17 protein-coding genes are annotated in these 23,685 nt (G+C 61.5%); all 17 read left to right on the forward strand.

What is annotated here, in order from left to right; translation table 11 throughout:
• The first annotated feature begins 2 nt into the window (after positions 1-2).
• On the forward strand, positions 3-428 hold the full coding sequence (tssE, locus tag V3B41_RS14225) for a type VI secretion system baseplate subunit TssE (RefSeq protein WP_197620355.1): 426 nt from the start codon (positions 3-5) through the stop codon (positions 426-428).
• Positions 418-2,196, forward strand: a complete 1,779-nt coding sequence (gene tssF / locus V3B41_RS14230; protein ID WP_197620354.1) for a type VI secretion system baseplate subunit TssF — start codon at positions 418-420, stop codon at positions 2,194-2,196. Before tssE ends, tssF begins: the two co-directional genes overlap by 11 nt.
• Positions 2,160-3,182: a type VI secretion system baseplate subunit TssG gene (tssG, locus tag V3B41_RS14235; RefSeq protein WP_197620353.1), complete on the forward strand. Its 1,023-nt coding sequence runs from the start codon at positions 2,160-2,162 to the stop codon at positions 3,180-3,182. The genes tssF and tssG overlap by 37 nt, the downstream gene beginning before the upstream one ends.
• Positions 3,179-3,805: an FHA domain-containing protein gene (locus V3B41_RS14240; protein WP_197620352.1), complete on the forward strand. Its 627-nt coding sequence runs from the start codon at positions 3,179-3,181 to the stop codon at positions 3,803-3,805. The genes tssG and V3B41_RS14240 overlap by 4 nt, the downstream gene beginning before the upstream one ends.
• 16 nt (positions 3,806-3,821) lie before the next feature.
• The gene (gene tssJ, locus V3B41_RS14245; RefSeq protein WP_329861517.1) at positions 3,822-4,628 is read left to right on the forward strand and encodes a type VI secretion system lipoprotein TssJ; all 807 of its coding nucleotides are present in this window, start codon (positions 3,822-3,824) and stop codon (positions 4,626-4,628) included.
• Complete coding sequence (gene tssK / locus V3B41_RS14250; RefSeq protein WP_329861519.1) at positions 4,628-5,962, forward strand: type VI secretion system baseplate subunit TssK; 1,335 nt, start codon at positions 4,628-4,630, stop codon at positions 5,960-5,962. The genes tssJ and tssK overlap by 1 nt, the downstream gene beginning before the upstream one ends.
• On the forward strand, positions 5,955-6,788 hold the full coding sequence (gene icmH / locus V3B41_RS14255) for a type IVB secretion system protein IcmH/DotU (protein ID WP_197620349.1): 834 nt from the start codon (positions 5,955-5,957) through the stop codon (positions 6,786-6,788). Before tssK ends, icmH begins: the two co-directional genes overlap by 8 nt.
• Before the next feature lie 88 nt (positions 6,789-6,876).
• A complete protein-coding gene (gene tssH / locus V3B41_RS14260) occupies positions 6,877-9,450 on the forward strand; it encodes a type VI secretion system ATPase TssH (RefSeq protein WP_329861522.1) in 2,574 nt (857 codons plus the stop codon).
• A 20-nt stretch (positions 9,451-9,470) separates the two neighbouring features.
• On the forward strand, positions 9,471-11,009 hold the full coding sequence (locus V3B41_RS14265) for a sigma-54 dependent transcriptional regulator (RefSeq protein ID WP_329861524.1): 1,539 nt from the start codon (positions 9,471-9,473) through the stop codon (positions 11,007-11,009).
• 47 nt (positions 11,010-11,056) lie between these two features.
• Positions 11,057-11,695, forward strand: a complete 639-nt coding sequence (vasI, locus tag V3B41_RS14270; RefSeq protein ID WP_329861526.1) for a type VI secretion system-associated protein VasI — start codon at positions 11,057-11,059, stop codon at positions 11,693-11,695.
• A gap of 5 nt (positions 11,696-11,700) precedes the next feature.
• Positions 11,701-13,137 (forward strand): type VI secretion system protein TssA, encoded by a 1,437-nt coding sequence (tssA, locus tag V3B41_RS14275; RefSeq protein ID WP_329861528.1) that lies wholly within the window; start codon positions 11,701-11,703, stop codon positions 13,135-13,137.
• A gap of 25 nt (positions 13,138-13,162) precedes the next feature.
• A complete protein-coding gene (gene tssM / locus V3B41_RS14280; RefSeq protein WP_329861530.1) occupies positions 13,163-16,885 on the forward strand; it encodes a type VI secretion system membrane subunit TssM in 3,723 nt (1,240 codons plus the stop codon).
• Positions 16,886-17,075: 190 nt separating this feature from the next.
• Positions 17,076-17,594 carry a type VI secretion system tube protein TssD gene (locus V3B41_RS14285; RefSeq protein ID WP_197620343.1) on the forward strand — a complete coding sequence of 173 codons (519 nt, stop codon included), beginning with the start codon at positions 17,076-17,078 and terminating at the stop codon, positions 17,592-17,594.
• A 76-nt stretch (positions 17,595-17,670) separates the two neighbouring features.
• Positions 17,671-17,928, forward strand: coding sequence for a PAAR domain-containing protein (locus V3B41_RS14290; protein ID WP_197620342.1), 258 nt, complete (start codon positions 17,671-17,673; stop codon positions 17,926-17,928).
• A gap of 29 nt (positions 17,929-17,957) precedes the next feature.
• The gene (gene tssI, locus V3B41_RS14295; protein WP_329861533.1) at positions 17,958-20,459 is read left to right on the forward strand and encodes a type VI secretion system tip protein TssI/VgrG; all 2,502 of its coding nucleotides are present in this window, start codon (positions 17,958-17,960) and stop codon (positions 20,457-20,459) included.
• On the forward strand, positions 20,440-22,635 hold the full coding sequence (locus V3B41_RS14300) for a DUF3274 domain-containing protein (RefSeq protein ID WP_329861535.1): 2,196 nt from the start codon (positions 20,440-20,442) through the stop codon (positions 22,633-22,635). The genes tssI and V3B41_RS14300 overlap by 20 nt, the downstream gene beginning before the upstream one ends.
• Positions 22,636-22,871: 236 nt before the next feature.
• On the forward strand, positions 22,872-23,685 hold an 814-nt coding region (locus tag V3B41_RS14305), incomplete at its 3' end, for a DUF2875 family protein (RefSeq protein ID WP_329861537.1).

Here is a 23,685-nt window from a genome sequence, read left to right on the forward strand (position 1 = left end):
ACATGAACAGGGCAGGGCAGGGAAGTCTCTTTGACAGGCTGGACATCCTGGAGTCGGCCACGCGGACGCGAACCGCCGCACCCAGTGCAGCCGCCAGTGTGCAGGCAGTCAAGCGCCACGTTGAGCAGTTGCTCAACGCTCGCCAGGGCGGAGCGCCGAGTTGCCCGTCCATGGGACTTCCAGATTTCAACGATGCGGTCATGGGCTCGGCTGACCTCCTGCTTCGGGCGGCCGCTGGAATCCGGGGGGCTATCGAGAATAACGAGCCCCGAATCCGGGTGGGGGATGTTCGCCTGTTGACGGATGCCCAGCAGCCGTTACAGCTGCGCTTTCGGGTGGATTGCGATCTGATTCTGGACGATCGAAGCACGGCGTTCGAGATGGAGCTGACGTTGAACGGTCACACACGCAACTACAGTGCACTCTGACCCCATGCCTCTACACAGAGCTTTCCGCGATGAGTTGAGCCACCTACGACTTCAAGGGAAGAAGTTTGCTCTTGAAAATCCGCAGCTTGCGCGGTTCCTCGGTGAACGTGCGAGCGATCCCGATGTGGAGCGGCTTCTGGAGGGCTTCTCCTTCCTGACGGCAAAGCTGCGGATGAAGATTGAGGACGACTTCGAGGAGCTGACCCACGGTCTGCTGCAACTGCTCTGGCCCAACTATCTGAGGCCAATCCCGAGCATGACAATTCTGAAATTCGAGCCCAGTGATCGTGCTATTGCCGACTCGCAGACAATACCCAAGGGCGCGATGGTCGGATCGGTCGAGGTTGATGGGGTCGCATGCCGCTTTAGAACCTGCAGCGATGTCCTCATTCACCCACTGGAAATCGAGAAAGTACATGAAGTGCACTCGCTGGAGAGTTCCATGGTCGCGATGGAACTACGCACGCTGTCGGATCTGGATCTCAGGTCAGTGGAGTGCGATGAGCTTGAACTTCATTTCGGCGGCGACGATAAGACAGCACAGACACTCTATCTGTGGCTGGCCAGATATTTGGAAGAGATCCGTATTGTGATGGGCGACTCAGTGAGCACGCTGCCCACTAAAAGTATCCAGTTTCCGGGCTTCGAAGCCGACGCCGCGCTCCTTCCCTATCCACGCAACGTCTTTGATGGCTACCGGGTACTTCAGGAATTCTTCGTTTTCCCCCGCCGCTTCTACTTCGCCAGGATAAAGAGCCTGGCGCAGGCATGGCCTGCGCAAGGTTCATCTGCGCGCATCGAGCTTCACTTCAATCGGCCCATGCCACTGGGCGTGCACATTCGAAATGGAGATATTTCCTTGCATTGTGTTCCTGCGGTGAACCTCTTCGCGCACGATGCCGAACCCATACGCGTGGATGGTCGGGTCACCGAGTACGCCATCAATCCGGCGGGTACCCAAGCGCATGGGTACGAGGTTTTCAGCGTCGATGGCGTCAGCGGCGTATGGGCATCCTCCCGGGAGCGGGCCAAAGAAGTGCGCCGGACCTATCACGACTTCTACTCATTCCAGCATGAGATAGACCGCACCTCGAATGGGCCTGCACCGTACTACCGTTCGCGGCTGCACGTTGACCAGAGCGTCGGTGGAACCCAGCAACGCATCGCCTTCATCCGAAGCGACGAGTCACTTCATCCAGATGCCAGTGAGACGGTATCAGTGCAGCTAACCTGCACCAATCGCGACTTGCCCTCAGTGCTGGTCGTGGGCGACGTATGCCATCCATTGGACGACGTCCCGGCGTTTGTCAATGTCGCCAATGCAATCCGCCCGACACCAAGCTACAGGCCAGTCCTTGATGGGAGCCTCCACTGGAATCTGATCTCCAATCTCTCGCTGAACTTCCTCTCACTCCTGGGAACGGAGCCAATGAAGGCGGTCATTCGAGCGTATGACTTCGCGGCTCTTCACGACGTTCAAGCAAAACGCGTGAGTCAGATGCGCCTGAATGGAATCGTGGCTGCCACGACTGTTCCGAGTACAGCATTCGTGATGGGGCTGCCGGTTCGAGGCCTGAAGACCGTTCTTGAACTGGATCCTTCCATGTTCCTCTGCGAGGGCGAGATGTATCTGTTCGGGTCTGTCCTTTCGCACTTCTTCTCGCTCTACGCGAGCATCAATGCCTTTCACGTCCTTGAAGTCATAAACACCGAGAACAAAGAGACATATCAATGGCCGATTCGGCACGGAAGCCAGCCCATCATCTAGCCGGTCCGCTGTTGGATAACGCCCGGCGCCATGCCTTCTACAGTCTTGTGGAACGACTTCATCGTCTGCATGACGATGACCTGGAGCATGCCTTGGACGGCGATCCTGCAGCTGAGCGAATCCGATTCTGCAATGACCCCCGGTTGGGCTTTCCAATCTCGGATGTAGTAATTGGTGAGTTCGGCCCGGCGGCTGGAGGGTACTCGTATCGCCTCGCGGTCAGCTTCCTGGGCCTGCATGGCGTCGATTCGCCACTACCGTTGCACTATGTCGAGCGTATTGCTGCAGAGCACGCCAACGGTACAGGCCTTCACGCCGCCTTCCTCGATTTCTTCAATCATCGCCTTCTCACACTACTGCATCGCGGTTGGCGCAAGTACCGCTACCACGTTCGCTTTCAGTCAGGTGCGCGCGATCGATTCTCGGGCTATGTTCTCTCGCTGATCGGTCTGCACGATGCGCATCTGAGGGAGTACAGCAGCCTGCCTTGGAGCCGACTGCTAACGTATGCCGGCGTTGTGGCAAGCCGCAGCAGATCACCTGCAACAGTGGGTGGAATCGTCTCCCATTGCTTCGACCTGCCTGACGTTGTGGTAAAGGAGTTCCAGCCAATCTACGTTGACGTGCCCGTTGAGGAGCGCTCGCGGATTGGAGCATCCGGGGCGATGTTGGGGAATAGCTTCATTGCAGGAAGCCGGGTCAGAACCCGCGAGCACTGCTTCGCGATTGCTATTGGAAATCTCAGTACGGAGCGCTTTCGTGATTTTCTGCCGAACGGGCGCGATTTCCCACTTCTGGGCACCTTGATCCAGTTTCTTCTAAGAGACCAGCTCGCGTACAACCTGGAGCTCGGATTGCGCACAGAGCATATCTCGCCTCTTCGTTTATGCAAGGAGAGCGGCGGCAACCTGGGCTGGACAACCTTTCTGGGCTCTGCTCCGTCACAGCTCGCCGACGCCAGTGTCAAAATCAAGGTGCGGGCATGAGTCTGCATGCTGATGGAGCGTGGCTACGACTCTCCGTCTCCAATCCAACGCGCATCGGCATCGGCTGCACGCCCGTTCACTCTGTCGATCATCGCGGGGGAACGATAGGTAGCGGGGACGCCAGTTGGTGCCTTGCCGACGATCGTGGTTGGATCGCATCACGTCATGCCGAGCTCTTCTCGCGTGATGGGGCATTCTGCCTGCGCGATCTGGCCGGTATGACATGGATCAACGGCGCTGAAGAGCCCCTGGGAGCCGGCAGCGTCGTTGAGCTGCGCGAAGGCGATCAGATCCGCCTGGGTGCACTGATCGTATCCGTCGGGCTTGCGAGTGAGCCAGGCGAGAGTGCTACCGGGGGCCTGTCCGAAGAGATATCTCTCGATGACCTGCTCGCAGGCGATGCGACGCCTCTGCGCCATCTCGAGGATCCGCCCTTGGATTCCCTCGTGGGCGCTCCTGCGCTGCATAACGTAGAGGTCTGTGGGGATCCGCTGTATGCACTTGATTTGATTCTGGATCGCCTTTGCTCTTCGAAGGGCTCTCCATCTGCCTGCTCGTTCGAAGCACAACCTCCGGTCGACCTGGCGTCAGAACGGGTTCGCGGGTGTCCAGATGTGCGCTGAGAGCCTGCAGGCGCTGTTGGCGCGAATCATGTTCGGATGTTCATTATCGTTGCTGGCCGGTTGCGTGGCGACATCCAAGGCCTGGCAGGTGCTGAGGGACCCTTCCCTACCTGTTGGCCTGCCTCAGGATCAGCCATCCACCATCGCGCTCAGCATCGTGGCGTCACCTGTGATGAATGCCACTTCCGAAGCGACATTGGAGCCTGATGACGAAGAACAGTTGACGGCTGGCTATCGCGTTCGGTTGTCCAGCTCTGACCTGCGCGGTCTGCTTGGCCAGCTCCGGATGACGACGCAGACACTGCAGAAAGAGCTTGGGGAGTCGGGGGAGCTGCCTCCGGGCGCTCCAGTTGCTGCAGACGATAGCAATGCAGATGTGCAGCTTGAATCGATCAATGCCGCCGGTCACATACGCGCCGTTGGTGATTACCTCGCCCCTGGCGAAATCATAAGTCCGGAGATCCAGGCAAACCCGCTCGGCGGCGAGGGAAGCCCGCTGAAGATCGCCGTCATCCAACTCAAGGATGACGGCGTGTTCCTCAGTCTCGACGCCGATGCACTGTGGGCGTCGCCTGACAGATCACTGGGGAAGACCTATCGCGATCATGACGAGTTCGTCATCAGGCCGGGCAGCTACAAGTTCGTCCCATTCCATCAGGTCCAGCGGGACACTCGTTTCATTGCTGTCGCAGCCAGATACCAGGATGTCAGCAGAGTGACATGGCGGGCAGTACATCGGATTCAGCCACACGGGAGGTCCTATCCATTGCTGGTAGAGCTGGGAGATTCAGGTATCAGTATCAAGAGTGAGGACTTGGAATGATGTTGCGGAGCAAAGTAGTCTGGAAGGAAGGGCTGTTCGTGAAGCCCCAGCACTTCCAGCAGGAGACGCGGTATCTGGAGGGCCAGCTGCATCAACGTCTGTCGTCCATTGGCGAGAACCTCCATGGATTCGTTGAGCTTGAGATAAATACCGAGTACCTGACCTTCGGAAAAATCGCGCTGCTGCGCGCGCGCGGGGCGATGCCTGACGGAAGCGTCTTCGACATGCCGATGGATACGCCGGTGCCAAGTCCACTGGACATAGCCGACGCATCGGCGATAAATCAGGTCGTGTACCTCGCCCTGCCGCTCAGGATTGAAGGCGGCACGGAGGTTCAGTGGGCCAGCAATGCGGAGTCTCGCCGTTACCAGGCACACAGACGCGAGATTCGCGACATCCACACCGAGGAGGGTGATCTGGTCGAGATGGATCTGGCCATGCCTGGCTACAGGTTGATGCTCGAGGGTGAAGACCGGAGTGCATTTGCATGCTTGGCGATCACGCGAATCCGCGATCGACGACCAGACGGCAGCGTGGCTCTTGATGACGCGCACTACGCCACTGCGTTGTCGGTGAGTGCGGTTGTTCCACTGGCGAGATTCCTCGAAGAGGTCGCTGGGCTCATGCGGCAGCGGGCCATGGTGATCGCCGAACGCATTGGTTCGCCATCTCAGTCGGGGGTGGCAGAGGTGACCGACTTTGGTCTGCTGCAGGCACTGAATCGCATCCAGCCCCTGTTCCAGCATCTGGCACGCTCACGTTGCCTGCACCCCGAACGTCTTTACTGCCACCTTTCGCAGGCATGTGGCGAGCTGGTGACATTCACAGATGACGGCCGGCTCCCGATCGAGTATCCGGCCTATCAGCACGAAGATCTGCATGCGTCATTTCATGCGCTGGAAAGTACCTTGAGAAGAGCACTGGGAACTGTGTTGGAGCCCCGTGCCGTTTCCATCCCGATGCAGCTTCAGAAGTACGGGTTGCGCACGGCCATGGTGAACGATCGCCGCCTTGTCGAGAGCGCTGACTTCATTCTCGCGGTGCGTGCGAACATTCCCCTCGAGCAACTCCGCACACGCTTCGTCCAGCAGACCAAAGTTGCCTCGATCGAACGGATCGACGAGCTGGTCAGCCTGCAGCTTCCCGGCATTCCTCTCGTTGCAATCCCGGTGGCGCCAAGACATCTCCCTTACCACGCGGGTTTCACTTACTTCCAGCTGGACAGGGGAAATCCGGCCTGGCAGATGATGCGTTCGACATCTGGCATCGGGCTGCACGTATCCGGCGAATTCCCGGGTTTGGACATTCAGCTGTGGGGAATCCGAAGTGAATAGAGAACTGCAGGATCTGGAAGGCGGCTTCATGACGCTCCCACCCGTCATCCAGGGAAAGGTCGCGCGCAAGGACGAGATCTCATTCGAGACCGCAGAAGGTATCGATGAGGATCCAGAGCTCTACTTCCAGATGCGGGGCCACTCCTGCAATCCGCTGGTGGACGCCGCCCAACCGTTGCTTGCCCTCGCCATTCGGATCAGGCGAATCGAAGTGCCAATGGACGCAAAGGCACTTCACGAGCGCATCCGCAATCAGCTGGTCACGATGGAGAACGAGCTGCGCCTGCATGGCTATGAAGCGGGGACGCTGTCTGCCTATCGATACTGTCTCTGCAGCTTTCTCGATGAGGCGGTTATGGCGACGCCTTGGGGATCGCAGTCTGTATGGGCGCAGCACTCGCTGCTCAGTGCCTGCCACAACGAGACCTGGGGCGGAGAGAAGTTTTTCAGCATCCTGTCCAGGCTCATGACACAGCCGGAGCACTTCCGTGACGTGCTGGAATTCCTCTATCTGTGCCTGTGCCTTGGGTTCAAGGGACGCTATCAGCTTGAGCGTGACGGGCAGGATTCGATCAGCACCATCATGCGTCGTCTGCACCGTAGCCTCCGACAGATGCGGGGTGCCGCACCTGCGACGCTGACCGAGTCCCTGGATCAGGCGGTCCATCGACGATATCGGCTGGTGCGCCTGCTGCCCTCATTCGCCCCTTGGCTTGCAGCAGCCTCGTTGATGGTCGCCGCCTACTGTATGTATGCGTTCTACCTGGGTGCCATGACTGCAGAAGTGCTTGGCGCGCTGGACATTGTCCTGGCGCGGCCCGGATAGATCGATTTCGAGCGACTACCCCATCTTTTCGTCGCAAGCCACCCCCATGGGCCGCAGGCCGCTGCATGTGTAATGGAAGCACAAAGCCATGATCCGTATTGAACTGTCTGCCCTCATTGCCGGTTTGAACAACGCAGCCCATTCTGCCCTGGAGCGCGCTGCGAACCTCTCCGTCCAGCGGGGAGAGCGTGAAGTGACCGCCAGGCATCTACTCTTCTGCTGCCTGGAAGACCCCTTGGGCGACTGCGGCCGGATTCTCGGGCTGAGCGGGATCGAGGTCGAGCGGCTTCGGCAGGAACTGCTCCAATCCTTTCCCGCGCAGGTGGACGCGGTGCTTTCCGCCCCTCCCACCTTCTGCCCGCTGCTACTGGAATTGCTGCAGCAGGCGTGGACATTGGCGACGCTTGAACTTGGCCAGAAAGAGGTCCGGACCGGCGCCATCCTGCTGGCGGCATTGCTGGTCCCCAATCGCTATCTCTGTTCGGCGACAGCAGCAATTCTGCGCCCGATCAATCGTGAGGCATTGCGCAATGAGTTTGCCCGGGCTGTCTCCACGTCCAGCGAGGCGGCGTTGCCGAAAGACGTGCAGTTCGATTGCGCGTCGGCTCATTCCACCGGCGGGGATTCTTCGCTGGTCAAGTACGCGACCAGCGTGACCGATTCCGCCCGGGAGGGACGGATAGATCCGGTTTCAGGTCGGGATGAAGAAATTGATCTGATGATCGACATCCTTCTGCGCCGCCGGAAGAACAACCCCATTGCAGTAGGGCATGCGGGCGTCGGCAAGAGTGCTGTCATCGAGGGCTTGGCACTGCGGATCGTCAAGGGTTTGGTCCCTGCGGCACTGCAGTCGGTTGAAATATGGAGCTTGGATCTGGGCGCTCTGCAGGCTGGGGCTTCGGTCAAGGGGGAGTTCGAAAGGCGGCTGAAGGGCGTTGTCGACGAGGTGCGTTCCTCTGCACCGCGCATCATTCTCTTCATTGATGAAGCCCACACACTGATTGGCGCAGGCGCCGCGGCCGGTGGCAGTGACGCGGCCAATCTGCTCAAACCAGCGTTGGCGCGCGGTGAACTCCGCACGATTGCCGCGACCACCTGGTCCGAGTACCGACGATACTTCGAGCGTGACCCGGCGCTATCGCGCCGATTCCAGTTGGTTCAGATTTCCGAGCCCACCATTGAGCGGGCCGTGCACATGCTGCGTAGCGTGCGCGGGTTCTATGAGAAGTCGCACGGGGTCAAGATCAGCGACGCGGCGTTGCAGGCGGCAGTATCCCTCTCGGCGCGATACCTGCCCGGTCGGCAGCTTCCCGACAAGGCGATCGATGTCCTGGATACCGCCTGTGCCCGGCTCGCTGCGTCCCGAAACTGTCCGCCACGGGAGATCGTCGCGATTGAGTCGTCCATCCAGCAGCTGGAGATGGAGCATCAGGCTCTCATTCGCGACCAGGCCGACGGAAGGAAGATCGACCCCGAACGAGTGGTCGCACTTGAAGCGCAGGTCACCGCACTTGGACAGGAACGCTGCGATCTCCATACGCGCTATCTCAGGCAGCAGGAGGCGGTCGAGCGCATACAGACCGTGCGCGCCGGTGAAGACCATCAGGCACGTGATGACCTGCCAGAGCACGTCGCCACCCTTCGACGCCTTCACAGAGACGGCCCGCTGGTGTACGCGGACGTGGGGGCTGGTCAGATCGCAAGGGTAATAGCTTCCTGGACGGGCGTTCCTGTGGCCACGCTCAATGCTGATCAAACTGAGCGGTTGGCCGGTCTTCTGGATGCCGTCACGGCTACTGTCAGAGGGCAGCATCGCGCCGTAGAGCTGATCCACCGGCACCTTCTCACTGCAATGGCGGACCTGCGTCGTCCCGGTCGGCCTCTGGGAGCCTTCCTCCTGGTTGGGCCCAGCGGCGTTGGGAAGACGGAGACTGCCTTGCGGATCGCCGATCATCTTTTCGGCGGAAAGCAGTTCCTGACCACCATCAACATGTCCGAATACCAGGAGAAACACACCGTTTCACGGCTCCTGGGTGCTCCGCCAGGCTACGTTGGATTTGGAGAGGGCGGAGTTCTGACAGAGGCCATCCGCCAGAAACCGTACTCGATCGTGCTGCTCGATGAAGTAGAAAAGGCACACCCGGAGGTGCTCAACATTTTCTATCAGGCGTTCGATCGTGGAGACATTTCAGACGGCGAGGGGAACAGCGTCGACTGCAGCAACATCCTGTTCATGCTGACATCAAACCTCTGTTTCGACACGCATGAGACGCAGAACGGAGAGATTGACGAGCCCGGCCTGAAGGCGGGACTTCGGTCATTCTTCAAGCCGGCGCTTCTGGCTCGGATGCACATCGTTCGTTATCAGCCCCTGAGCAACGACGTGCTGATCGAGATTGTCGAGCAGCGCCTCGAGGAGGTTTGTTTCCGTTTCGAACGTCGGTATGGTGCACCGCTGCATGTGACCGATCAGGTACGCAGCGTACTCAAGGAACGTTGCGCATCAAATCCCGACGGCGCCCGGATGCTGGATGCGAGCATCGATGGTGAGGTGCTGCCACCGCTATCGCTGGCTGTCCTTCAGCGAATGGCAAAAGCGCTGCCTTTCCGGCAGGCAACGCTGGATTTGCAGGGCCAGGCGTTTGTGGCAGAGCTTCAATGAGGCGGCCTGTGGAGTCAGCGATGACGGCACTGCAGGCATTGCAAGTGGTACAGGCAACGCTGCGCGGCAAGGACGCAAATGATACGGCGTGCGCCTGGATGGCGGCGATCGGTCGGATGCCAGTTGCGCCAGCCGCGGCATTGGCCTGCTATCGGGTTGATGACGCTGCACAATCGCTGTACCCGGTGGCGGGCCTGCAGGTACCCGTGCGGGAGCTGCCCGTGATCAGCATGGCTGATCTTGAACATCCGGCCGTCTACTGCCTTGTGCAGCGAGGGCCCTGCCTGGTATCCGCGTCGTCGGTGAGCCAGCCGTCCGTGCAAGCCCTGATTGCCGCGATGAAATCCGGGCCCGGCCTGCTGGCCATACCCGTGGTGGATGTTGCCGTACCCAGGGCGATCGCCGTGGTGCTGCTGGCCGGGCCGGCAGAGATGCTGCGGCGGTTCCAGCGCAGCCCCGAGTGGGTTGGCTTGGTTGGCGTACTGCAGCACGCGCTTGCACAGGGGAATGCACAGCTACGCATCGACAGGGTACCTGCCGCCAGCAGTGAGCCTATGAAAGAAGGGGCCGACCTGATCCGGAGCAACCTGGTGGGGCAAAGTGTGCCCGCTCGTCGTCTGCGCGCTGAAGTACTCGCCGCGGCTGATTCGCGATTGGCGGTGCTGATCACAGGTGAAACCGGAACGGGCAAGGACCACGCGGCGTCGTTGATACACCGGGCGTCTACCCGCCGGGACGGAGCATTTGTTCCGTTGAACTGCGCTGCCATCGCACCTGAGCTTATCGCCGCAGAGTTGTTTGGTGCGGTCAAGGGCGCCTATACCGGCGCCACCTCGGATCGTCCCGGCCTGGTCGCCGCCGCTGATGGCGGCACGTTGTTCCTGGATGAGATTGGCGACATGCCCTTTGCGCTGCAGGGGACGCTGCTGCGGGTCCTGAATGAAAAGACCTACAGGCCGCTGGGTGCGGTGCGTGAGCGAGCATCTGATTTCCGTCTTGTCTGCGCCACACATAGGCCCTTGCTTGAGAGCGTCCGTGAAGGTCGCTTCCGACAGGACCTGTACTTCCGTATACGGCAACTCACCTTGGTAGTTCCGCCTCTACGCGAGCGCCGGACAGATATCCCGCTGCTGGTCAACCGTATCCTGGCGCGGCTTGCCAGCGGCAGCGGCAACGCGGCCATCCCTATATCCGAGTGTGCCATTCGTCGTCTGCAACAGCATGACTATCCCGGAAACATCCGTGAACTCGCCACCCTGATTGAGGTGGCCGCAGAGCGGGCGACCTGCAACGGGATTGATGCGGAGATGGTGGAGTTGCTGTTGCAGAAGCCGCTCACCTGCGCGCCAGCGATGCCGCCGGAGCCGATGATTGGAGCGGTGCCGCCCGACCACTCGTTGAGCTTGAGTGAGGCTCGCGATCAGTTTGAGCGGGGGATCATTTCCAGTCGGCTTCGCCACTTCAATGGATCACGCGCACGAACGGCACGCAGTCTGGACATCGCGCGAAGAACACTGCTTTACAAATGCAAGCGGCTTGGATTGGGGGATGCACCTTGAGTTCCATACGTGTACACCTTCAGTCGAAGATCGTCGCGGTACTTGTAATGAGCGTGGCGATCAGCGGCCCCATGTGGGCCGGACCGACGAAGTCTGACCCAGCGCTGGTGAACTGCGCTTCCCTGTCCCGTCCAATGGAACGCCTGGCCTGCTTCGATGCCCAGGTTCGGCTCGCAGCACCAGCGATGAAGGAAGTGAGACCTGCCGCGCCGGTGCGGGTGCACCCATTCATCCACCAGCTCGCCCGCTTCGAGCGCACTCGCGTTACGGGCGACAGCCGCTTCCGCATGTCCATTGATGAAGTGCGTCCTGGCCAACGGGATGTGCTGATCTCGGCGCCAGCTTTGAATCAGCCGGCGCCGAGATCCCTGTTGACGATCAGCTGTATCGACAACATCAGCCGCTTGCAACTGGTCGTCCACCCGCCGTTGCCCCAACACCAGGCTCGAGTGGAGATCAGTGCGGATGGCAGCGCCGTAGCAGGCGCGCAGACCTGGCAGGTGCTGGGTGATGGCGTGCTGGTGGACGCCGGACGCGGTCTGGCGGCGATCGAGGTGATACGCCGGCTGGAGGCTTCCGGGGAACTGCACCTCAGCAGTGACGTCGCGCAGATTGACGGTCTTCGGTTCGATGCAACCGGGCTGCCGTCAATGATCACTGAGCAGCGGCGGGCATGCCGATGGTGACAGAGATGGATGATGTCATTGAGTCCCTGCTGGCTCCCATCTCCGGTGCGTCACCGGCCGGCGTATTTGATGCCGAGGATGAGTTGTACCTCGCCATCGATCTGGAGATGGTAAAGCTCGGAGGGCTCCACGCGGCGACGTTGGACTGGTCATTCGTCGAGTCCAGCGCGATTCACTACCTGCAGGCGCGCTGCAAGCACTTCCGTATCCTTGGTCATCTGATGAGTGCCTGGCTCAGACATCAGCAATGGCAGGGATGGATCCGGTCCATCCAGCTGCTGGCGGGAATGACTGAACTGCACTGGACATCATTATTTCCCCAACCTGGACCGACCGGACTGTCAGCCAGGAAGAGACTCTATACAGCGCTGGGACAGCGCCTGCTGCAGTCCCTGAAGCATCTTCAGCCGGACAGCCACACCGGCGCCGGCGCAACCCAGGCCACGGAGGCCGTGGCTGCGCTGCAGCGGGCCGAGCGCCACCACACAATCGGCGCATCGGTGGCCGCACTGCTGTTGCCTGCACTTGAGCGGGCGATTGAGCATGCCGAGCGCGCACCCTTCCAGCCGCCACGGCCGACGCGCTCGGCCTCGCCGCAGCCTGTGCGTGATGCGCTGGGGAAAGAGTTCTTCTCGGCTTCACGCGAGCTTCCACTTGGCAACGAGCGGGAGATTCGTGCCGCGTGCCTGAAGCTGGCTGACCACATCAATCAGCAGGATGGCTTTGATCCCACCGGATACCTGTTGAGGCGCCGCGCGCTCTGGGCCGGAATCCACGGGACGCCGCCGGCCAGGGCGGACGGTCGCACAGAGATGATGAATGTGCCGGCCGACATCTCTATCGAGTACCAGGATGCGCTGATGGGTGGCCCGTGCAGTCCTGCCCTGCTGATGCGCATCGAGCGTAGCGTAGCGTCTTGCCCCTATTGGCTGCGGGGTAGCTTCCTCTCAGCCTCCATCGCGCAGCGGCTTGAGATGCCCATGGTGGCTGTCGTCATCCGGTCTGCCGTCGGACGCTTCGCGCAGCGACTGCCAATGCTGCGCGATCTTCTCTTCAGTGACGGAAGCCCTTTCATCGATGCAGAGACGCTGGGATGGATCGGCGGCGACGACGATAGTGATCGGTGTGGAGTGGCCGGCAAGGCCGTGACGCTCGCACGCATGCATGCCGAGCTTCTGGATCAGCAGAAGGATGGGCAAAGCATGGAATCGATTCTGCTGGGCCTGCAGGCCCGGCGGCCTGGGAAGCAGAGCCTGCGAGAGCGCGCCTACAGCAGTGCGGCGGCGGCAGATCTGTTCCATGCACGGGGATTGGCATCGCTTGCACAGGATCTGTACGCCGGTGTCGCGCAGACCATGTCCAGCCATGCCGCAAATGAATGGGAACCCGACCTCTTCAGTCATGTCACGGCACGAAGTGGAAGAAGCGAGGCGGGTCAATGAACGGAAAGCTGCAGGAGCAAGTGCTATGTCGTTGAAACTGAGCTGGCTCGGCCGGGCAGGTACCCTTGCGCGGAGGATCGGGGTATGGGGCGCGCGCGTGTGGCTACCTGTCGCTCTCTTCGCTATCGTCGCGCTGCTGGTGAGTCTGTGGTGGCTGGGGCCTGGTTGGACGTGGAAGGGGCAAGCTCCATTGGCTCCCTTGCCCATGCGTCTTGCGTTGAGTCTGGTCCTGGTCGTGGTGCCACTCACCATCTGGGGCGCTGTCATGCGCTTCCGCTATCACAGGCTACGGGATGAGCAGCTGCGTCAGCTCGCTTCACAACAGGACCCACTGCAGGCAGCCGAAGACGCCCAGCAACGGTCTCTTGATGGATCCCTTCAGCTGCTGCGACGCAATCTGCGGCGTCGGAACTATCTCTATGCGTTGCCGTGGTACGTGGTTATCGGTCAGGAAGGCTCGGGCAAGACCAGCTTCATCAACCGTAGCAGCCAGAGTTTCTCGCTGAGCGGCGTCGAGCGGGCCGCTGCCGAGCGTTCCACTGCCGATTCACCAGCACTGGCCATTGATTGGTGGATCAGCAACGACGCCGTGGTAATCGACCCGGCCGGTGAGCTGATTTGCCAGAAACAATACCGGTCGGTGGGGGGGCAGCCAGGGCCCGACTGCGTCGCAAAGCAGGAACGGGTTCATGCCTTCATGCAGGAACATCCGGACGCCGCACCGCGGTTGTGGCGACACTTTGTTGCCTGGCTTGGAAAGAATCGGCCAAGACGGCCCCTCAACGGGGCGATCCTGATGGTCGACCTGTCCTTGCTGCTGGTGCAGCAGCCCAGCGACCGCAAAGCGCTGGCCCTGCTGATACGCAGTCGCCTGCGCGAACTGATGGAGGAACTGGGTACCCGTCTTCCCGTCTACATCGTGCTCAGCAAGTTCGACATGGTCCGCGGCTTTGACACCTTCTTTGCGGGGCTGCCGAGTGAGGTGCGGGAGGCCAGCCTGGGTTTTACCTGCACGCTGAGCTCCGTCGACGATTTCGATGCTTGGCTTCAGGAGCTGAGCCAGCAATATGACAGTTTCGTCGAGCGCCTGAACGAGCAGATTTTCGATGCCATGGCCGAACGATCGACCGAGGGGGAGCGTGAGGATCTGTATGTCTTCTCCCGGCAGGTGTCAGGGTTGAAGCCCTTGCTGTTCATGTTCCTGTCGGAAATTCTTGAAAGCGACCGCTATTCGACGCCGGCACTGGTTCGCGGAATGTACTTTGCTTCCGTCTTCCAGCAGGGTATCCCCGCCAACGCTTTGGGAAATGCCGTTGGACGGACATACGGCCTGCCTTTGCCCGCTGGGCGCGCCTTGCCGCCGGGAAAGGCAAGCAGCTATTTCACGCACCGGCTGTTCCAGAAGATGATCTATCCCGAAGCTGGACTCGCCGGTGACAACATCCGCGTTCTGGAAAGGAAGAGGCGAGCCCTTTGGATCAACGCAGCCTGCGCGCTGCTGGTCACTCTGGGGGCTGTGGGGGGCTGGCATTACCAGTTCCAGCAGAACCGGCAGAAGGTCCATGCAGTGCTGGACAAGAGTCGGTCCTTCAATGCCACTGGCATCGAGAGAGGCCAGGACACGTCCGGACGCAACCTGCTTCCCGCGCTTGACCAGATCCGGGATGCGGTTTCGGTGTACGAGGACTATCGGACGTCATGGCCGCACGTGGCTGGCCTCGGTCTATACCAGGGTCACGACATCGGCCCCAAGGTCGATGCGGCCTACATGCAGTTGCTGGGCCAGCAATTCCTGCCGCAACTGGCCGAGGGCGTTGTTGCTGGGTTGGACGATGCACCTCCAGGCAGCGACCGCAGCCTTGCGGCGCTGCGTGTCTACCGGATGATCGAGGACCGCGCCAACCGCAAGCCTGAGTACGTCGAATCGTGGATGGCGGGTGCGTGGCAGCAAGCCTTTCCCGGTGACGCAGAGACCCAGAACCGTTTGATGAGCCATCTGCGCTACGCGTTGACCTACGTGGATGCACGCCTGCCGTCGCAACCGCGTGGCGTGAAGGAGCTGCAGGCTGAGCTGCGGCAGATTCCGCTTCCACATCGAGTGTACGCGGGCATGAAGCGTGAAGCGCTGGATACGCTGCCGGCATCGCTGGATCTTCGGGCGGAGATCGGGCCGGTAGCGGATGTCCTCTACAAATCACCTGCGGCGGAACAGGCGCGAAGCGAATCGCACTCCCATATCAATCCGCTACTGACAGCTGAGGGATTCCACGGTTACTTCCTGCGACGGACCAAGGCGGTGGAAGCGCTGGCACTCACCGATCAGTGGACGCTCGGCTATCGCGCGCAGTCGCAATATTCGGAGGAGGATCGCAGGCGCCTGGCGGCGCAGATACGTGAACTGTATGCAGATGACTACATCGCCAACTGGCGCAGAGGCCTGAACAGCCTGAAGGTCAATGACTTCCAGGATCTGGACCATGGCGTGCTGGTACTGGAGCAGGTTATTGGACCGACCCAGCCACTGCGCAGGCTCATTGAATCAGTGGCCCGGAACTCGCGCCTTGATGCCCGGCCGGGGGCGCTGGATACAGGCGCTGAACGTGCCGCCGCTGCAGCGGAAGATGCTCCGACGGTCCGGCGTATCGAGCGTGAATTCTCCGCACTGGCGCAACTACTCGGCGCGACTGAGGGGCAGATGGAGAGTATTGCCGACATCCAGCGGGCGATCAGTGGCCTGCATGACTACATGAAGGGCATCCAGATCAGCACCAACCGGGGCGAGGCAGCACTGGACGCGTTGAGCGGCCGGACCCGTCGCGAGGGTGTCGACCCGATCTTCCTGGTCAGGCAGATGGCTACAGGCCTGCCCGAGCCCCTCAACCGGCACGTAGCAACATTGGCGGACGAAAGTGAGCGGACGCTTGCGCTGGAAGCTGTGCTGGAGCTGGAAAGACGCTGGGAGCAGGACGTGCATGGCTTCTATCGGCAACGGCTGGCAGGACGCTACCCGCTGGAACCTGCCAGCACACAGAACATCGATCTGGATGACTTCGAGGCATTCTTTGGACCAAAGGGGCGCCTGCAGGGGTTCCAGGACAGCTACCTGACGCCCCTGCTGTCCCGCGACAGCGCAGCGCTGGCCACGTCATCGGCTGGAGAGGCTCTGATCACGCCTGAACTTGGGCCCCGGATCGAACAGGCACAGCGCATCCGTCAAGCGTTCTTCAATGAGCGCGGTGGGTTGGGCGTCCAGTTCAATGTACAGCCCCTGGCACTGTCGGCGACCCATCTCAACAGCGTGCTGAATGTCGATGGACAGCTGATCTCCTATGCGCATGGCCCACGAACAGTGACAGGTCTGATCTGGCCCAACGCGCTGCGCGATGGTGTGGAGAGCCGGTTGACCCTGGTGGGGCCGGCGGGGCAGACGCGCGTGATGCGATACCAAGGTCCCTGGGCCTTGTTCCGCCTGCTGAGCCAGGCCCAGTTGAACGGCAGCACGCTCAGCAGCGTGGATCTGAGCTTCAGTGCGGGAACGGGCGCGGTGCGCTATCGCATCACATCGGACAGGACAGGAAACCCGTTCACGCAGCAGGTATTCAACGAGTTCAACCTGCCGCGCTCATTGCGCCCGAAGATGCCGTCCGCCACGACGCCACGTGCACCGTTGCAGGGGGATGGGGCGCAAGTTATTGCACAGCCTGCGCAATTGGATGCACAGAAAAGTCCTTCCAATCGCGAGGGTTGAGTTCGCGTGCGCATCTACTTGCGCACGCAACGCCCCAGTTGCGCGCCGCGCGGTCTCCATTTTCTCCGAAACCGTTGTGGCACATGGGCTGAAGAAGTTGGCACGGAACTTGGTATGCACTGCGAGCCATGTTGGCCCCCGCCGGAGGGAACCCGGCACTTCGTTTCGTCAACAGAGAGGATGTTCCGTAATGCCAACTCCCGCCTATATCTCGATGCAGGGCAAGACCCAGGGCAACATTACCCAGGGGGCATTCACCGCCGACTCGGTCGGCAACGTGTTCGTGGAAGGTCACGAGGATGAGGTCCTTGTCCAGCAGATCAGCCATGTGGTGACCGTGCCGACGGACCCGCAGTCCGGTCAGCCCGCAGGCCAGCGTGTGCATCGTCCGTTGAAGTTCACCTGCGCGCTGAACAAGGCGGTGCCGCTGATGTACAACGCGCTGGCCTCTGGCGAGATGCTGCCGACGGTGGAGCTGAAGTGGTTCCGGACGTCCATTGACGGACGTCAGGAGCACTTCTTCAGCACACTGCTGGAGGACGCCACGATCGTGGACATCAACACGCAGCTTCCGCACGCACAGGATCCGGAAAAGTCCGACTTTACCCAGCTGATCGAGGTCAGTCTGGCGTATCGGAAGATCACGTGGGAACACACCGTCGCTGGCACTTCGGGCTCCGACGACTGGCGCGCACCACTGGAATCCTGACCCCGGTTGCAACGGACGGGCGTGCAGACAACGCGCCCGCTTCGTTCATTTCCTTCATCCACATGCAGAGCGACGCATGGCATCCATCATTCTGGTCGGTCATCGGTACGACTGCCCGCTCCATGGCGCGACCGAGGTGGTATCCGGCGCGTCCGGCTTCTCAGTGCAGGGGCGCTCAGTGGCGTGCGTGGGTGATCGGATGGCCTGCGGCGCCGTCATCGTCAGTGGCAGCCAACATGTGAGTTGTGGTGGGGCGCAGGTGGCTTGGGTTGGCGACAGCACCGACCACGGTGGAACCCTCAGTGAGGGCGCCAATGCCGTGACCCTTGGCTGATACGGCCTGCCGGACCTGGAGAATGAGCAGTGGCCACACAATCCGACATCCGATTTGATTTCGCTCTCGCCAACGGCCCTGCCTTTGACGTGGTCCGGTTCACGTTGGTCGAGGCTCTCAGCGCACCGTTCCGCCTTGAGGTTGAACTGTCCACGGCCGAGGCATCGCTGGACCTCGGGCTGTTGTTGGGCGAGGTCGTTCGTTTCACACTCTGCCGCGGCGGTGATGCCATCCGTTGCGTGGACGGCATCGTCACCGGGATCGAGCAGGGTGAAAGTGGCTTCCGACGCACGCGCTATCGCGCGATCGTCGAGCCCGCCGTGCATCGGTTGGCATTGAGGCGCAACAGCCGCATCTTTCAGCGCCGCAGCATTCCGGAGATTCTCAAGATCGTTCTGGATGAGCAGGGCATTCTGGCCGAGTTTGCCGCGGCCCATCCGCACCCGCTGCGTGAGTACTGCGTGCAGCATCGTGAGTCGGACTTCGACTTCATGCAGCGCGTGGCGGCTGAAGAGGGCTTTGTTTTCTACTTTGACCCGGGTGAGCGGTCCGAGCTGAGGCTGATCGACACCACACTGGCCTGCCCCGAACTGCCGGGACGAGGATCACGCCCAGGTACGGTGATGTACCACGCCATGCCCGGTGGTGATGCCGGCGAGCCTGGACTATGGCGATTCACCCACCAGCGACGGATGGCCAGCACGCGGGCCACCCTGCGTGACTACACCTTCCGCCTGCCCAACCGGGATCTCCAGCACGGGGCTGACGCCCGTGATGGCATCGGCGAGTTCGAGCACTATGATGCGCCCGGTCGCTACAAGGCCGATGCGACTGGCAGAGCGTGCGCACGCTTGCGCCTGGCGGCGCTGCGCTCGGGCACCGACCAAGCCAGCATCCAGGGCGACGATGCGCGCCTGTGGCCGGGGCTGGCGTTCGAGTTGAACGGCCACCCGTCATCACGGCTGAACCGCGATTGGCGGGTGGTGGCGCTGGTCCATCAGGGTGAACAGTCCAGTGCGCAGGAGGAAGAAAGCGCGTCCGCTGAACAAGGCAGCAGCTATCGGTATGAAGGCACGGTGGTTCCTGCCGATGTCGACTGGCAAGCGCCGCTGCGCGCCGCCCCGGTCATGGATGGGCCGCAGATCGCCCACGTGGTCGGGCCGGAGGGGGAGCAGATCTACACCGACGAGTCTGGTCGGGTGATGGTGTGGTTCCCATGGGATCGCGAAGGTCCGAAGCAGGACAGCACCTGTTGGATACGGGTCAGCCAGACATGGGCCGGCCCCGGCTATGGCGCCATGCAGATCCCACGGGTGGGGCATGAGGTCATGGTCAGCTTCCTGGACGGGGACCCCGATCAACCGATCGTGACCGGCCGCAGCTACCACGCTGCCAATCCGCCGCCGTACGCGCTGCCGGCCTTGAAGACCCTGGTCACGCTCAAGAGCCAGGAGCACCACGGGCGTGGCCACAATGAACTGCTGCTCGACGACACTCATGGGGAGTTGAAGGCACAGCTGCGAAGTACCCACGCGGGAACCGCGCTCAACCTGGGCTACCTGACCCACCCGCGTGCCACCGACGGTACGGGCGAACCACGTGGTGAGGGTTTCGAGCTGCGCACCGATGCCAATGGCGCACTGCGTGCCGCTCACGGGCTGTTGCTTACCGCCTACGGGCGCAGTCAGGCCACAGGCAGCCAACTGGACCACCGCGAGCTGGTCGAATGCGTTCAGGCGCTGTCCGGCCTCCTGAAGTCGTTGGGTGACACCGCCGCGGCGCATCACGCGCTACCCGACGTGGACGGACCGCGTGACGCCCTGGTTGCAGCCATTACACAGATGGGCGGCGGAGCCAATGACCGGAAGCGTGATGAGGCTGGTAAACCGGTAGTCGCCATCAATGCGCCGGACGGCATCGTCATGGCCACGCCGCGGACGATGCTGCTGGCGGCGTCCGAGCGTGTGGAGATTGCGTCCGAACGTGACCAGCGAATGGCGGCTGGCGGGGTACTGCATCGAACCGCCGGCAAGGGTGTCAGTGAGTTCGCCATCGACGGCGGTCTGAGCTACATCGCTCACCGTGACGACATACGCATCCAGGCGCAGCACGGCAATGTCGACCAGCAGGCTGAAAAGAATCTGCAGCTGCAGGCCGGCGAGCAGATCATCCAGTCGGCGCAGAAGAAAATCGTGCTGGGATGCGGCCAAAGCGCGCTGGTTCTGCACGCCGATGGCCAACTGGAAGTATTTGGTTCGGCACTGAAGATCCACGCCGATGTGGAGATCGACGCCGCCGCACCGGCTGAAAGTGCTTTTGAAACGCTGGGTCAGATCGACACGTCCGGCCGTTTTGCACTGCGCCAGGCAGATGGCGAAACCCCGGCTGCCCAGCAGCGTTACCGGATGACGCTGGCTGACGGAAGCGTGCTGGAGGGGATCAGCGATGCGCTCGGCATGACCGAACTACTGGAGAAAGACGCGATGAGCGTTGCACAGCTGGAGGTACTCGATGACCCGTCCGACCACTGAGCGCTGCATCGCCACCGGGCGTGTGGTAACCCAGCCCGCTGGCAGTGTACAGAAGGTGATCCTGCCGATGCCCAAGCCGGCCATCGCGATCCTGGTGCATGGGGTGAACGATGTGGGCGAGGCTTACGTGGAACAGGAGACGGGCCTCTGCCTGGGGCTGAGCGAGCGCCTTGACCGCACGGGTCGCAGCGAATCGTTGCTCAGCGGTGCGTACTACCGGGTGCCGGACTGTGGCGATCGCGATGCCTCGGATCCAGATGCGGTGTACTTCCGGCGCGCGCACACGCAGGCACGGTTCGCAGCCAAGGGCGTGGAAGCGCAGGAGCCGCGCAGCATGGTAATTCCGTTCTACTGGGGGTTCCGGGAGGAGGAGGGAGTCAACCCCAGAACCGGCAAGCCGTGGATCGACAAGGAGCAGCCCCACGGCGAGTATCTCGACCGCCACGGCAACCGTTTGGACAAGGACAGCGCCAAGAACGGTGGCCCGTTCGCCAACGCCACCAGTTGCATACCGGACATGTGGGCTGATGGCTTCTCCGGGCGTATCGCCAAGGTGCTGCCCAGCAACCCCGTCGGCGGTACCGCCACCCGTCCGCTGCTGAAGGCGCGCTCGCGCCACTACATGGTGCTGGCCGCGCAGCGGCTGGCGATGCTGGTGCGGATGATCCGCAGGAAGAACCCGGATGACACGATCAACGTAATCGGGCACAGCCAAGGGTGTCTGGTCAGTTTGCTGGCCAACGCATTCCTCAAGGACAGTGGCGATCGGCCGGTGGATACGCTGGTGATGAACCATCCGCCTTATGGGCTGGGGGAAAGCGTTCTGGACAAGCTGGAGGTGGGTGACAGGCAGCAGACCGTCGAGGCGCGGGTGAAGACGCTGCAGTCCATCGTCGGCTTCATGACGGGTACGTCGCATGCGGTACCGGCCTTTTCCGCACTGGCCGATGCGCCAAGGAACAAGGTCGTTGGTCGGGGGTGGGGGCCGCAGCAGGCACAGCGCGCTTCTGTAAGCCAAGGTAGCAGCGCGTTCAACGAGCGCGACAACCGCGGCAAGGTGTACCTGTACTTCTGTCCGGATGACCAGACCGTGGCCCTGCAGACCGTACAGGGCATTGGCTGGGCGGGGGTGCCTGATCGAATTGCCACTGTTACCTCGGAATCACTGCAGGACTGGAAGGATCGCAGCAGGCATGAGCCCCGGCTCATGCAGAACGGCTTTGAACGGCATCTGCCCGCACTGGAGCTGCTGGGCGATCGCTTCAAGCAGCGCTGCTTCACCAAGCGCATCCGCGACGGCAAGGCACTGCAGGTAGGCCTGCCGCCGCATGAGTACGTGCTGGAGCTTTGGCACGAGTGGACCTGGACCGGCACCACGATGGGGGGCATGGACAAGCTCGGCCGCGGCGGCTTCAGCACGGGTCAGACGGTGCGTGTTACCGGCGAAGCACTGACTCCACCGGTGACACCTCAACTGGGCGGTGACATGGACGCCATTTCACCGATCGATGCGTCCATCGCAATGACGCAGGACGAGGGGCGGCTGTTGCCGTGGGAGATGTTCCCGCGGTTGGTGCATAGCACCAGTACGTATGTGCTGCAGCAACCCGGCGAGCTTCCGCAGCAGGCGGTACGTGATATCGAGCGTGTCTGGAATGAAGGCAAGGAGACGGTGGACCAGGCGCGGGTGATGCGCGCAGTTCATCGAGGTGGTGGGCAGGTGGATATCCGCCGGCGCGAGACACCGGCGGAGGTCAAGCGCCGCTGGATGGACACCACCGACAGCGAGGACAACCGCAAGTCGTTCCATTCCAGCATCGTGGCCAATGCCGAACACAGTCGGATGGTGACGGCCTATGACCTGTCGATCGGGCAGGCGAAGACCATCGATGATCGGACGTATTACCTGTATCTGTGCCTGGTGGCTGATTGGAGGACGCCGTGGGATGACGAGGAGAAAGTCGCCCCGACTACGGATCCAGCAGAAGTACGTAAGGCGTTGGATCTATACGAGCAACTTGGTCACCAAGATCCGCTTATCGCGCAGACCCTCCACTATCGCAACACCGGCATCCTGCCCGAATGTGCGAATTGCGAGCTACCCACTCTGGTCTGGACGCAGACGGCCGGTGATCGAAAGAAATACCAGCCGGTGCGACAGGGCGCGGGCGCATGAGGAGGCCCTGTCTCCTGATGCTGCTCTGTTTTCTTCTGCCAGCTTGCGAGCAGAAGAGTGCCCTGGAAAAGGCGTGGCCAGTAGACCCTGCCGCGTTTGAAGAGGCTGTGCGTCCGCCCCGTACCTATGACCCGGCCGTCCTCCCCAACGATTTCCTGGGTCTGAATCAATCTCCCATATCTGGCGCACCAGTGCCGCCGCTACCGGAAGCTCCTGTTATGGAAAAAGATCAGCGCATGCTCACCTTGGACATTATTGGCGTCGGTCTGTCGGTGGAGATGTTTCGTCAAGGTGACGTGTGGCAGGCAATGAAGGAAGCAGACACGTTCAGTACGAATATTCTGCCGCCCAAGGACTCGCCACGTTGGCGTCATGCAAATGGCCCGGGAGTTCTGGAGAAGCGTCAGGCAGATACTCTGGAGCTGGCCTTGAAGACCATGGTGGAGGCCTGGCCAATTCCCAGTGTGACAGTTGTTCCGACCGATGCGAATGATTGGCTACGTGAAATTCGATCCGACGAACGTCTAAGAGAGATGGATGGCCGCTTCATCAACAGCACACGTATGCCAGCGGGCCTCCATTGGACCCAGATCAAGCAACTGGATGTCGTCTACAGCGACACGCCTGAAGATGTGATCGAAGCCATCTTCCGGACGTTCGAGCGTCACCCCGATATGCCGGCCCTCCTTGTCTATGGCAAAGGGCCGCGAGGAAAATACGATGCCCCGCGCACGCCCAGCACCCCGCTGGCCACCTATGCGGCCATGGTGGTCGCCCGCCGCGAGCGGGTGGAATGGCTGCGGCCGTGGGCGCCGTATACCCAGATGGGCGAGGACACCATCTACCCAGGCTTTTGGAAGTGGGCGCAGACGCCACCCAAACCCTTCAAACCCACACCGTTCTTTCCCACGCCCTGGACGCGTGGGCACTTCAAACAGTGGGACGAACTGCCCACGCTCGCCAAACTGCATCGCCCGGTCGTCGCCCGCCTCACGGATGAGCAGGGTACGCCTCTCAAACGCCAGGCCCAGCACGAGGCGCTTGTAGAGG

The organism is Stenotrophomonas sp. SMYL89 (assembly GCF_036319985.1).
GTDB lineage: Bacteria > Pseudomonadota > Gammaproteobacteria > Xanthomonadales > Xanthomonadaceae > Stenotrophomonas > Stenotrophomonas maltophilia_Q.

Coding starts and splice junctions, on each gene's coding strand:
- tssE (WP_197620355.1), top strand. CDS start 3: ATGAACAGGGCAGGGCAGGGAAGTCTCTTTGACAGGCTGGACATCCTG.
- tssG (WP_197620353.1), top strand. CDS start 2,160: ATGGCCGATTCGGCACGGAAGCCAGCCCATCATCTAGCCGGTCCGCTG.
- tssK (WP_329861519.1), top strand. CDS start 4,628: ATGTTGCGGAGCAAAGTAGTCTGGAAGGAAGGGCTGTTCGTGAAGCCC.
- V3B41_RS14240 (WP_197620352.1), top strand. CDS start 3,179: ATGAGTCTGCATGCTGATGGAGCGTGGCTACGACTCTCCGTCTCCAAT.
- vasI (WP_329861526.1), top strand. CDS start 11,057: ATGAGCGTGGCGATCAGCGGCCCCATGTGGGCCGGACCGACGAAGTCT.
- tssA (WP_329861528.1), top strand. CDS start 11,701: ATGGATGATGTCATTGAGTCCCTGCTGGCTCCCATCTCCGGTGCGTCA.
- V3B41_RS14265 (WP_329861524.1), top strand. CDS start 9,471: ATGACGGCACTGCAGGCATTGCAAGTGGTACAGGCAACGCTGCGCGGC.
- V3B41_RS14285 (WP_197620343.1), top strand. CDS start 17,076: ATGCCAACTCCCGCCTATATCTCGATGCAGGGCAAGACCCAGGGCAAC.
- V3B41_RS14290 (WP_197620342.1), top strand. CDS start 17,671: ATGGCATCCATCATTCTGGTCGGTCATCGGTACGACTGCCCGCTCCAT.
- tssH (WP_329861522.1), top strand. CDS start 6,877: ATGATCCGTATTGAACTGTCTGCCCTCATTGCCGGTTTGAACAACGCA.
- tssM (WP_329861530.1), top strand. CDS start 13,163: ATGTCGTTGAAACTGAGCTGGCTCGGCCGGGCAGGTACCCTTGCGCGG.
- V3B41_RS14300 (WP_329861535.1), top strand. CDS start 20,440: ATGACCCGTCCGACCACTGAGCGCTGCATCGCCACCGGGCGTGTGGTA.